11 protein-coding genes are annotated in these 11,783 nt (G+C 59.0%); 4 read left to right on the top strand and 7 right to left on the bottom strand.

The window, feature by feature from the left end; all coding sequences use genetic code 11:
• Nucleotides 1–187: hypothetical protein (locus tag BRX37_RS27130; protein WP_206434151.1), on the bottom strand; the 187-nt coding region annotated here is incomplete at its 3' end.
• A gap of 453 nt (nt 188–640) precedes the next feature.
• Nucleotides 641–2,026, bottom strand: coding sequence for a sugar transferase (locus BRX37_RS27395; protein WP_125988864.1), 1,386 nt, complete (start codon nt 2,024–2,026; stop codon nt 641–643).
• 316 nt (nt 2,027–2,342) lie between these two features.
• Here BRX37_RS27395 and BRX37_RS19660 point away from each other — a divergent pair, with 316 nt between their 5' ends.
• Complete coding sequence (locus BRX37_RS19660; RefSeq protein ID WP_125988862.1) at nt 2,343–2,564, top strand: hypothetical protein; 222 nt, start codon at nt 2,343–2,345, stop codon at nt 2,562–2,564.
• 3 nt (nt 2,565–2,567) lie between these two features.
• Here the strand turns inward: BRX37_RS19660 and BRX37_RS19655 are convergent, their stop codons facing one another.
• The 4 genes from BRX37_RS19655 to BRX37_RS19640 form a co-directional block, all read right to left on the bottom strand.
• Complete coding sequence (locus BRX37_RS19655) at nt 2,568–3,185, bottom strand: response regulator transcription factor (protein WP_072894451.1); 618 nt, start codon at nt 3,183–3,185, stop codon at nt 2,568–2,570.
• Nucleotides 3,115–5,106, bottom strand: coding sequence for a PAS domain S-box protein (locus tag BRX37_RS19650; protein ID WP_318276791.1), 1,992 nt, complete (start codon nt 5,104–5,106; stop codon nt 3,115–3,117). The genes BRX37_RS19655 and BRX37_RS19650 overlap by 71 nt, the downstream gene beginning before the upstream one ends.
• Before the next feature lie 291 nt (nt 5,107–5,397).
• Nucleotides 5,398–6,825: a lipopolysaccharide biosynthesis protein gene (locus tag BRX37_RS19645; RefSeq protein WP_125988860.1), complete on the bottom strand. Its 1,428-nt coding sequence runs from the start codon at nt 6,823–6,825 to the stop codon at nt 5,398–5,400.
• 51 nt (nt 6,826–6,876) lie between these two features.
• The gene (locus BRX37_RS19640; RefSeq protein ID WP_318276790.1) at nt 6,877–7,443 is read right to left on the bottom strand and encodes an acyltransferase; all 567 of its coding nucleotides are present in this window, start codon (nt 7,441–7,443) and stop codon (nt 6,877–6,879) included.
• A gap of 270 nt (nt 7,444–7,713) precedes the next feature.
• Here BRX37_RS19640 and BRX37_RS19635 point away from each other — a divergent pair, with 270 nt between their 5' ends.
• Entirely contained in the window at nt 7,714–8,880 is a 1,167-nt protein-coding gene (locus BRX37_RS19635; RefSeq protein ID WP_125988858.1) for an NAD-dependent epimerase/dehydratase family protein, read from the top strand.
• 26 nt (nt 8,881–8,906) lie between these two features.
• On the opposite strand, the gene BRX37_RS19630 is transcribed toward BRX37_RS19635, so the two are convergent.
• Entirely contained in the window at nt 8,907–9,482 is a 576-nt protein-coding gene (locus BRX37_RS19630; RefSeq protein WP_125988856.1) for a hypothetical protein, read from the bottom strand.
• A gap of 155 nt (nt 9,483–9,637) precedes the next feature.
• On the opposite strand from BRX37_RS19630, the gene BRX37_RS19625 reads away from it, so the two are divergent.
• Both BRX37_RS19625 and BRX37_RS19620 read left to right on the top strand, forming a co-directional pair.
• Entirely contained in the window at nt 9,638–10,576 is a 939-nt protein-coding gene (locus BRX37_RS19625) for a glycoside hydrolase family 5 protein (RefSeq protein ID WP_234781551.1), read from the top strand.
• Nucleotides 10,573–11,772, top strand: a complete 1,200-nt coding sequence (locus tag BRX37_RS19620) for an outer membrane beta-barrel protein (protein ID WP_125988854.1) — start codon at nt 10,573–10,575, stop codon at nt 11,770–11,772. The genes BRX37_RS19625 and BRX37_RS19620 overlap by 4 nt, the downstream gene beginning before the upstream one ends.
• Nucleotides 11,773–11,783 lie beyond the last annotated feature (11 nt).

The raw sequence follows: 11,783 nt of genomic DNA, 5'->3' as shown, positions 1-11,783 counted from the left end.
CAAGTTTGATGTCCGATTCTATCCAGGCGGAATAAGCCCAAACAGAACCGCTCATTTTCAGGAGCCATTCCTGCACAATATATTCTAGTGGAATATATCGAGACATATAGGAACGGCCTAAATTTATCTGAATCCCTACGCCTGAAAGCCGTAAGAACCCAGGGCCGCCGCCCACATGTCCCTTCATCTAAATCACAATGTCAAAGAGCCGTCCAAACATCGAAGCGGACAGTGATCGTTCCCCGCTATCTCTATCGGGGGACATACTGTCCTGCTATGTTGGCGACCGTGCGTGGCGAAAACCGTTGGTCATCACCGCGTCGGTGGAGTGGCATCTAGGCGCGTCAGACGAACCCGTCAACACCTTTCTCGCAAAAAATGAACCAAAAACAAAATTACACCGCAACATCCCCTTCTTGCCTGCCCACATGAACCACGGCCAAGCCACGCCGATGTGATCCTTCCGATGTTCGACAATTCCGGGTTGGCACCAGGCGACATCATCCAGATTGGAGAATTGGAGGCCGCGCCCATCATGATATAGGCGGGTGGCGACGCCTGCCTCATTCCAGCTTCGTCGCCATGGCCGGCTCATCCTGAGGTGATTTGCGGCCGATCATGATCGATCATGCCCCCCGTTTCAGAACGCCTTGTGATGAACGAGCACGTTGAAGGTCCGCAGCAGGATGCCGACATCCCGCGCCAGGCTCCAGCCGTGCAGATATTCCAGATCCGCCTCGATCCGCCGCAAGATGTCGCCGCGTGTTTCCGTCGCGCCACGGAAACCCCTGATCTGGGCCAGTCCCGTGATGCCGGGCTTGAGCGCGTGACGATGCCAATATTGCCGATCGACCTGCCAGAAATAGGCGTTGTCAGCGGTCGAGCCCAAAGCGTGCGGCCGCGGCCCGACGAGGCTCATTTCGCCAAGCAGAACATTGAACAACTGGGGCAGTTCGTCGATGCTTGTGCTGCGAATGAAGCGCCCGATGCGGGTCACACGGTCATCACTTCGACCAGTGGAACGGCTCCCCAACGCGTCGCCGCAATCGGTCCGCATGCTGCGGAACTTGTAGATCCGGAACAAGCGGTTGCCGCGACCGATGCGTTGTTGACGGAAGAAGACCGGCCCCGTGCTGTCGATCTTGATCGCGATTGCCACCAGAAGCAGCAACGGCAGCAGCGCAATGACCAGGGGCACAGTCAAGGCAATGTCGAGCAAGCGCTTGCGCGCGCGGTCAGCAAGGTTGAGCGGGCCGCGCGAGACCACCAGGGTCGACGTGTCCAGCCAAGTCCCTACCGCAAGCGGTGCAGTCTCCCCCACCTCAGGCACGACGACTTCGCCCTGGACATTGCTGCCCTTCAATATCTCGGCCCAACTCGCCCGTCGGGCAGCCGGGCAAAGGATGATCGCTCTGTCATAATCACGCAGCAGCACACCCAATTGGTGCAGCTTGTGCGGATCATCCTCTTCGGGGCGCAGCCCGATCTGGCGCGCATCAATCACGGCTGCCGCACCGCAATCATTGGGGCGCGCGATACCATCAAGGATCAATATCTCCGCGAACAGCTGATTTCCGAAGCAACGCCGGACCGCATAGGCCATCAGTGAGCGCTGCACGACCAGCAGCCCCAGACTGCCAAAAACGCCGAACAATATGCCTGAGCGCGGGAAGGTCCCCACCGCCTTCGATGCAAAAATTACAAGGAAGAACAGCAGCATGGTGGCACCAAATGCCAATGCCGCAGCACGACAGCTGATCGTCGCGCTGGTCAGACAGGACATGCTGTAAGCCTGGCTGTGAAAGGCGATGATCGCAAAGACGAGAATGCCTGCGGATAATGATCCGATCATGTCCGACGAGGATGCCGGCGAGAGGCGCGCGCCTACACCAAAGCCAATCAGCAGCGCCAAGCAATCAGCCGACAGCAAGAGCAGGCACAGCCATAAGCGCGCGTTGCGCCTGGCGATTAACGCCCCCGTTCCGCTCACGCTGTGGAAACGCGCCGCCAAATCCGGATTTGCCATGCCCTGTCCTTTTCTCGTCGATTGTCGACCACTGACACAGCAATGGCCGGACGCTCCCAGTTCCGCAGCACGCAGAGGAGCGAAATTAACTCAACCAACAAGAGCACGGACACCTCAAAAGCATCAATCCGTGACAACACCTAATTAATATTAACCAATCAATTATCAGAAATTCAATTTTATATCAGAACGAATGCAACTTAATTTGCAATTTTATTAACAGCGTAATTTCACTTATATTAATCTCATCTTTTTTTGTTAAATCAGGTAAACCAGATCATCGCCCTTCATCCAAAAATGGGAGGTCCAGGAGAATATGACCATTGCACTCTGTGCCAGTGCGACAATCATATTGGCCGTTTGGGCGATCGGCCTTTATTATCTCTGGCAACGTCAAAATGCGTCGCTCGTCGAAATCAAGCCAGCATGGCCGGATCGCCTTTTTGCAATTTTCTGGCTCCCGATCGCACTATTGGCGCTCATCGCGACAATCCCCTCTTTATGGCGACAAAAAGCACCACGGCGGCAGAAATATTGACGCTCATCCGTCCAGCCTCCGGCCTATTCCCGCCGCGAATGCAACTCTCAGGGCATCCGAAAGATTGCGTGTCTTGAGCTTTGCCATCAGGTTTGCGCGATGAATTTCGATCGTGCGCGGGCTGATGCCCAATTGCAGGGCGATGTGCTTGTTCGGCAGCCCCATTGTCAGGCCTGCCAGCACATCCCGCTCGCGCGGCGTCAACTTTTCCACCAGCGATTGCGCCTGCGCGACCCTTTGCCGGCGCGCACCATTATCATATAGCACCGACCAGGCGTTCTCGACCGCCTGCAGCAGGCTCTGCCGCTCGAACGGCTTCACCAGGAAATCCACGGCACCCATCTTCATTGCCGCAACCGTCACGGCAATGTCGCCATGCCCCGTCAGCATGATGACCGGAAAATTAAGGTCCGCTTCATTGAGCCGGCGCTGTACCTCCAGTCCATCCATGTCGGGCATGCGCAGGTCCAGGATGACGCAACCCGGCGGCTCGGTCGGCGCGGCGGCGAGGAAATGAGCGCCCCTCTGCCAAGTGCGGACCGAATATCCTTCAAGCTCCAACAAGAATGCCGTTGCCGCTCTGACGGAATATTCGTCGTCCACGATGTGAATCGTCTTCATTTCCTCCACAAAGAATCCCCTTCTTACGCTTCAATGTGAAACAAAAGCAGCTGCCGGCAGGCGCGGGCTCAACCCAGATCCGCCCGCCATGGGCCTCCACAATTGTTCGACAAATGGACAATCCGACCCCAGTTCCCTCTTCCTTGGTCGTGACAAAGGCGTCGAACAGCCGCTCGCGGATTTCCGCGGCGATGCCCGAGCCGGTGTCGGTAATCATGACTTGGGTGGTAAGCTCATCGACGCGGGACGTCTGGATCGTCAGTATCCGCTCATCCATGTTGCGCATCGCATCGATGGCATTGCGACAAAGATTGCCGATCACCTGCTGGATCTGGATCGGATCGGCGAATACCGGACCCGCGTCCGGCGCAACCCGAAGCACGACGCGGACTTGCGCACGGGCTGCTGCGGGGCGGACGAGCGCAATGCTGCTGCGCACCATTTCGCCGATATCCTGTACCTCCAATTGCGCTTCGCCGCTGCTGGTAAAGTCGCACAAATGGCGCATGATCGCCCCCGCCCGCACCGCTTCGCTCGAAGCCAGATGGAAAATCTCGTCCAGCTTCGCCCGGCTCCCGCCGTTGAGATTATTGAGCAGGATGCTGCCGCCCTCCATATAGGCTGCAAGCGCTGTCAATGGCTGGGTCAACTCATGCGACAGCATCGACGCCATCGCCCCCATTGCGCTATAGCGGGTGCCATCCAGCATTTCCGCCTGCAGGGTTTCCAGCCGAGCCTTCGTCGCCTCCTGCTCAGAAAGATCGCGGACGAAAGCGGTAAACCTTGTGCCGCCGTTCGCCTCCATCCGCACGAAGGTCATCTCGGTCGGAAAGTTCGAGCCATTATGATGCCGGCCGATCAACTGCCGCTCGATCTTTTCCGAAACATCGACGATCCGGAATGGATAGTCATCAGGCACTTCGTCTTCAGAGGGGCAGACCAGCAGCAGGCTCTCGAAATTCTGGCCTTTGAGATCCACCAGATCATAGCCGAACATGCGGGAGGCCGCTTCATTGATATATTCGATGCAGCCGTCGGCATCGAATACGAAGACGGCGTCCGGCGCGGTCTCCAATATCAGCCGCAACTCATGCTCCCGCTCCTGCAGCGCAAGCTCATGCGCACGCTCCAGCGTGACGTCGCGGATCAGGTTGGCAAAGCCCTGCAACGCTCCGTCATTGTCGTACAATGCCGTGACAACGCAATTCTGCAGATAGATGGTGCCATCGCTGCGGCAGCATTCATGATCAAATTCCCAGCTGCCATGCTGGCGGGCGAAGGCGAAGGCCTGCGCCATGCGCGCCTTGATCTCCGCGCGCCCTGGATAGAGCAGCGCGACATGGCGATGCATCACTTCGCCGGTCAACCAGCCGGTAAAGCGCTCGGCACCGCGATTCCAATGCAGGATGAACCCCGAAACATCGGTCATGTAGAGGGCATAATGCGCCGCGCCGTCGGTCAGCAGCTTCATCTGCGTCATCAGCCGGCCGACATGGGCAGCCTGATATTCCGCTCTGGCGCGCCAGAATGTCGCGCGAAGCGCAACGACGTTGGCGGCAACCAGCGCCATGAGGAAGGCGCCCGCCGCAAGCAGCCCGCCATGAAAGCCTTCAAGCAGATAAGTGACCGCCAAGGCGGCGATACCAGCCAGAAAGCCCGGTCCGGCGCCGAACAGCATCGTCGTAAACAATGCAACGAATGTGAATATCACATAAAATTCGCTGGAGAAGGACGGATATTCATCGGCCTGAAAAGCGGCGAGCGCGATAGCGACCATGGCCAACCCGACCAGATAGCGACTGACCCCACTCCACGAGACGTGGCGCCTGAGGCAACGCAATCTGACCAGCGAAAAGCTGGCGCGGACTTGGCCCGCCTTGGAGATCGGCATGATGTTAAATCGTCTGACGGCTGCGAACATAACTCAAACCCCGCGCTTAACGCCCAGAATTATTTCATATGCTGCGACCGTCACCCTGAAAGGGATGGCAGAAACCGGCTCACGTCTTCAATCGGACGTCTGCCCCATGCTCACCCCTGACCGATTATTGATCCAGTTGGAGGTTTACATAATTCTCTGCTGCAATGCGCAATTTTTAACATCGGCATTAGGGGAAGTATAGTAGGTAGTTTTACACATTTTGAGAAATTTCGTTCCGCAGCTGCAAAATGTCATTGCCGGAGGATTTCCAAAAATGTCCACTTCGGAAATTTAACTGGTGGAGGACACGCGTTTGCCCCCTGCCCGTGCGAAATGGAACATGTCGATGACAATGGTCCGTCCGACCAGTCCGAGGACGACCATATAGACCGCTGCCCCAGCGATGACCGTCGACAACAGCATCGGAATCGGCGCTTGGCCGGCCAATGCGAACCGGAACCCCCATAGAAAAACAGCCATGACCAGCGATGCGACGACACTGGGCCGCAGCGCCTTCCAATAATCCCGCCATCCCAGCGGCAGCAGAACCACAACTGGCCAGACGGACAGGGGATAGAGGATATAGGCGCGCGCCGTGAACGCGGCAGCGACCGCAGCCATCCCATATTCGACGGCAAAGAAGAAGGTGACAATATTGACCAGCGCATAAATGCCCGCCAGCCAAGTCTGCCATTGCGGCTTTCCCATGGCGAGCATCAGCGACTGATTGTAAATGCCGATCGCCTGGAGCGCGCCGAACAGGCTGAGATAGCGCATCACATCGGCTGCCGCCGCCCAACGCGGACCGAACAGCAGGAAAATAAACTCGTCCGATACGATCGCCAGGCCGACAAAGGCCGGGGTCGTTATGGACGATGTCGCCGACACTATTCTGAGGAAAGCCTTTGCAAGGCGGGGCGGATCCCCCTTGAGTTGCGAGAAGACCGGAAGTGCCACACGGGACAGCGCACGCGCCAGCATCAGATTGGCGGCCAGCAAAGCCCGCTTGCCGACGGTATAAATGCCTGTCGCTGCGCCGCCGAGCGCCAGGCCGATGACCATGATGTCAGCATTGGCATTGAAGAAATTCGCAGCGCCCGTCACGCCGACATGACGGCCATAGAAAAGCACGTCCCTTGCCTTTTCCCGTGAAAAACGCAGTCGGGGTCGCATCGGGCAGGCGGCCCACAGGATTATCGTTCCGATGACCGCTACGGCCAGATTTTGTGCCACCAGCGCCATCACGCCATAACCGGCCACGGCCAGTGCTATTCCGACAAGGCCGCCCACCAGGGTCGAGATTGTCGAGCGCGTGGCCAATGGCCGCATCAGCAAGGCCCGCGTCAGCCAAGCCTGTGGCACGACGTTCAGCGCGCCAAGGAAGTTCGCGACACTCAGCCAGCGCAAAACCGTGCCCAAGCCCTGGTGGGCGGCGGTTCGCTCGACCCAGTCGGCTAGCAAGAAGGTCGCGATCAGCAGCAGTGCGCCGGCCGCCGCAGAAATCCAGAAGGCCGTGTCATCCAAGTCGGCATCGGCAGTGCCCTTGCTGACAAGCGATGCACTGATCCCCGACAATATGATCATCTGGAACCATTGCCCCACGAGCAGGGCCATGGCGACGATGCCCAGCATCGTCGCATCGACATAGCGCGCAATCACGAGGAAGGTCAGGAACTGCAACAGTTGCACACCCCAACTTTCCAGGATGGACCAGGCCATGCCTGAACGGACTGCGCGCCCCAACGCCGGACCTGACATATCGCCCTCCCCCTAGCTACGTCGAAAATCGTCGGTCGCCCGGACATGCTTCACGAATGCCGCGGGGTTGCCCCGCCACACTTGTCGGGCGGGAACATCATCAAAGACCACTGATCCGGCTGCCACCACGGAATGATCGCCAATCGACACGCCGGGCAAGATGATGGCGTTGCGGCCAATCCAGACGTTGCGACCGATCGTGATCGGACGGGGCCTTACGGAGCGCCCTTCATGAACGGGATGGAAGCTCGTGTCGAACATCGCGACATTATCACCGATACGCGAACCGCCGCCGACATCGATCCGCGCAGCGCTGAAGATATGAACTCCCGTGTTCAACGAAACCTCGTCGCCAAGAATGATGGCCCCCTGCGGAACCGTAGCCAGGCGAATCCGGGTCGGTTCATTCCGCAGGCGGACATTGTTGCCAATGACCAGGGATCCGGGGTTCCGGAGATAAGGCACGCCACCTCGCACGCGCAGGCCCCGACCCGGTTGGCAGCCTTGCGCGCGGAGTCGCATCACTGTCAGCCGCGCGTAAAGCTGATCCAGCTCTGCAGACAGAAATTGCAATGCCAAACCCGTTCTCCGACTGGCGCTCACGCGACAAGCATGAGCCGAAAGCCTGAATAGCGGCGCGCCTCCACGATCGAATGGGCGCCAAGAACCAAACGCACCATGCAGATCCGCTCATGAAAACGCGTCCGCCTCGGACAAGATGGCACGTGCATCGAGTGCTCGCGTCACTCACCCGAACAAACACCAAGTTCACACATAACAAAATCATGTTCCATTATGTATTTGCACCTAATTGATAGGTGTTACCCCTGATGTTGACTAATACCGCAGTTGCGTAAGAATTTCTGCAATCAGGATCCACGCAATATTATTGAGATCGGGATATCAAATGATCGTTTCTTCAATGGAGACGCAATTGCTCTCGCCGATCAACGCGCCTGGACGCAAAATAGCGATGATGAATGCATCGCCTTTCGCCGTCGACTGGAAGCTATTTACATGAACGAAATCGGTTATCAGCCCATCATAGCAGTGACCGGCGCGACTGGCTTCGTTGGCGGGGCGCTCGCACGTCAACTCCTGCAAATGGGCTACCGTGTCCGCTCGATGTGCCGCAGGCCCCTGACCGAAGCGGAGCGCGAGAGCGGCATAGAGTGGATCGAAGGCTCGCTGACAGACTCTGATCGTTTCGACGCACTGCTTCGGGACGCACGCTATTGTTTTCACATCGCCGCGATGTTCCGTACCGAAGGACCGCGCAAGGCGTTCATGCAGGTCAATCGGGATGCTACTCGAGCCCTGCTCGAAGCGAGCCGACGGGCCGGCGTCGAGCGCTTCATCTATTGCTCGTCGATTGGTGTCCACGGGAATGTGGCCGACGCCCCCGCAGACGAAAATGCGCCATTCGACCCCCGCGATCCCTATCAGGAAAGCAAGTTGCGAGCCGAAGATCTCTGCCGTGACGAAATGGGCCGGCCGGGCATGAGCGTCGTCATCGTTCGCCCCTGCTCCACCTATGGGCCAGGCGACACCCGGATGCTAAAGCTGTTCCGCCTGGTCCAGCGCCGCCGTTTTCTGTTTGCGGGTCGGCAAACACCCAATTTCCATCCTGTCTACATTGATGACCTGGTCGCCGGCTACATATTGACGATGGTTCATCCCGATGCGCCATCGGGTACCTTCATCCTGGGTGATCGCGCCTTTCTGCCGCTGCGCGACTATGTAAGGGCCGTCGCTACCGCCTTGGACGTACCACCGCCCAAGACGACCATCCCCTACAGCCTCGCGCTGATGGCCGCGCGCCTGTGCGAAGCACTTTATGCGCCGCTGGGATTGCAACCCCCATTACCTCGTCGCCGGCTGACCATCTTCAAGCATAACCGCGCGTTCAGCATCAGGCGGGCGCAGACGGTCCTCGGCTATCAGCCGCTGATCAATCTGGAGGAAGGCTTTCGTCGCACCATCACCTGGTATCGGCAGCAGGGGATGCTCGCATGACCATGTCCATTGGAACTCTTGCCGACCTAACGGGCAAGCCAGCGGCCGATCCTAGTCCGATCTCGGCGATCGCGGCGATGCAAGCTCCAGGCACCGGCAAAGGAAAATACCGCTGTGGTCAGCGCGAGAGGAGCCGCGATGCCGCAAACCGCCAGCATTGCCAGAGCCGATCCGGCCCCTGTGCCCCAACGAACGAACCGGCGTGTGGCACGAGTATAATCGTCGACGATCACGTTGACATCATCGAGCATTATCCATTCCCGTCGGCTCGTCGCCCGCGCCATGATCGGGCGCACCGCCCCGTCGGGCAGCGTCAGCGCACGGATCATGATCATATCTCCGATATCGACATCGATGCGCGCGGGCAGTTCGACGCAATATTTTCCATCAACCTGCCGGCGATAATGGATCACGCGCGTTTCCGCATCGCCCGACTGCCCAACGTCGGTCACAACGCCCCGCGTCAACAACAATCCGACGCTGCCGAAATGAGTCAGCAACGCGGCATGTCGTTCACGTCCGGCGACAGCCCGCGCTGCATGTCGCGACGCGGGCGCGATAGCGACATCCACGCTCGCCTGCCTGTTCCCGATCGGTGCCATGCCCTACAATCTATTCCTTTGCGGCGCTCTGCTAGCACAGGCGGGCAGCGCTGACCATGAGCGCCCCTCAGCGCCCGAGACGGACGGTCCTTGCGATCCGATGTGCTGCCCTGCTCTTGACGGCATGCCCTTGGATGGCCTGCGCGGAGCCACCGTTGTCGGGAATCAACCTCGCGGGCGGAGAGTTCAACTCGGGCAGGAAGCCGGGTATTTTCGGGAAGGATTATATCTACCCCGATACCCGCACCGCGGCGCCCTTCGTCGCGATGGGCATGAAGATCGTCCGGGTTCCGATATTGTGGGAGCGGATCCAACCCGTCCCGCTCCAGCCCCTTTCGACTGCCGAACAGGCCCGCCTCGACAAGGTCGTGGCGATCCTGGCGCCGTTCCGGATCATCATCCTCGACATCCATAATTATGGCGCAAACGGGGGGCAGCGACTGGATCAATCGCCAGATGGCAGCGCGAAACTTGCCGACCTGTGGCGCCGGCTGGCCGAGCATTATCGCGGGAACCGGCAGGTGGCCTTCGGCCTGATGAATGAACCGAACGGCATGGCTCCAGCACGCTGGCGATCGATGGTGGACGAAAGCGTCGTCGCCATCCGAAAGGCGGGTGCGCGCAACATGCTGTTCGTGCCGGGCTCCAACTGGACCGGCGCGCATAGCTGGATCGCTGGCGGCCGCGCCTCCAACGCTGCCGCCTTCCAGAACTTCCGCGATCCAGCCGGCAATTATGCGATCGAGATGCACCAATATCTGGACTCGGACAGTTCCGGGATGAAGGCGCAATGCGAAGCACCGCCGGTCATCCAACGCCGCATGGAAGCGGCGACAAAATGGCTTCGGGACAACCGCCACAAGGGCTTCCTTGGCGAGTTCGGCGCCCCAGCAAATGCCGCCTGCCTCGACAGCCTAGACGCCCTGCTCAAGCATCTCGATGCCAATGCCGATGTCTGGATGGGTTGGGCCTATTGGGCCGGCGGCCCATGGTGGGGCGCAAACTATCCCATGAGCCTGCAACCCGTACAAGGCAAAGCCCGGCCACAGGCAGCCATTGTTGCAAAATACAGCCAGGCGGGAGCCGCAAGATGACCCGCCTGCATTATGCGCGCCTTCCCCTTGCCTGCTCGATCATCTTGGGCTGCCCAGCCTTTGCGCAGGTCGAAGTGCCGCCTGACGGCCTGACCGTGGCACCCACGGTACGGATGCTTTACGACGACAATGTCCTGCGCCAGAGCGATGATCTCGTCTCCGGTGACAAGGACGATATTCGCATCACCCCGGCGCTCGATGTCACCTTCAGGAAAAATCTCGGTGTCCACCAGGTCACGGTCGTGGGATCGTTGGGCTATGACTTCCATCAGCGCTACAGCAATCTCGATCGGGAGCGCGTTACGCTCACCGCCAAGGGCGATGTTAAGGTCAGCGCACTCTGCTATCTGCGTCCAAGCGCCCGACTGAATTTCGCACAGGCCGATCTGGCCGATCAAGGCATGATCGTCGGCAACAGCGAACGCACCCAGGACTATGCGGTCACGGCCGAGTGCGACAAGCCCTATGGTTACTATCCCGTCATCAAGCTCGGCTATCTGCAAACGAACAATAGCGTCGATTCACGCCGGCCGTTCGACATCCGCACCCGCAGCGCGGGCATTGGTATCGCCTATAGCAAGGCAAGCCTTGGCGACATCCGACTGATGTTCAACGTCGAAGCTTTCCGCCGCCCCCACTGGTCAGGCGAGACGTCCGAACTGCGCATGAGCCGCGGTGCCGACAATTATCGGGTTGGGATCGAGTTCAAACGCGCTGTCGCTCCGCGTCTCAGTTGGAGTGCCGGAATTGGCTATATTCATACCAAGGCGCGTGATGAACGGGTCGATGACTATTCGGGTCTGGGCTATCATGCCGGTGCCGTCTATCGGCCATCGCCGCGCACATCCCTGGTATTCGACGGCAGCCGCAGCACCAGCAACCAGAGCAACACCGGCGCGACCTATATCGTCCTGACCAATTTTTCGCTGCGCGGCAATGCGACCCTCAGTTCGCGATCTTCGATCCAGGCTGGCGCGAGCTATGCCAGGCGCCAGTTCAAGGGCGAGTTGTTGATCGACACCGACATGATGCGCGGTACCGACGAAACGATCGCGCTCAACGCCGGATATCGATTTGCACTGCGCAGCCGCCTGACGGCCGGCGTGGACGTTCGCCACGAATGGCGTGAAAGCGCAGTCGAGCGCTACCGATATAAATCGACATCGATGATGCTGTCCCTTGGCCTTACATTGTGAGGAGCATGGCC

The organism is Sphingomonas sp. S-NIH.Pt3_0716 (genome assembly GCF_003950715.1).
Lineage (GTDB): Bacteria > Pseudomonadota > Alphaproteobacteria > Sphingomonadales > Sphingomonadaceae > Sphingobium > Sphingobium yanoikuyae_A.
The sequence above is the reverse complement of the archived record's forward strand: the minus strand, read 5'-3'. Positions and strand labels throughout refer to the sequence as shown.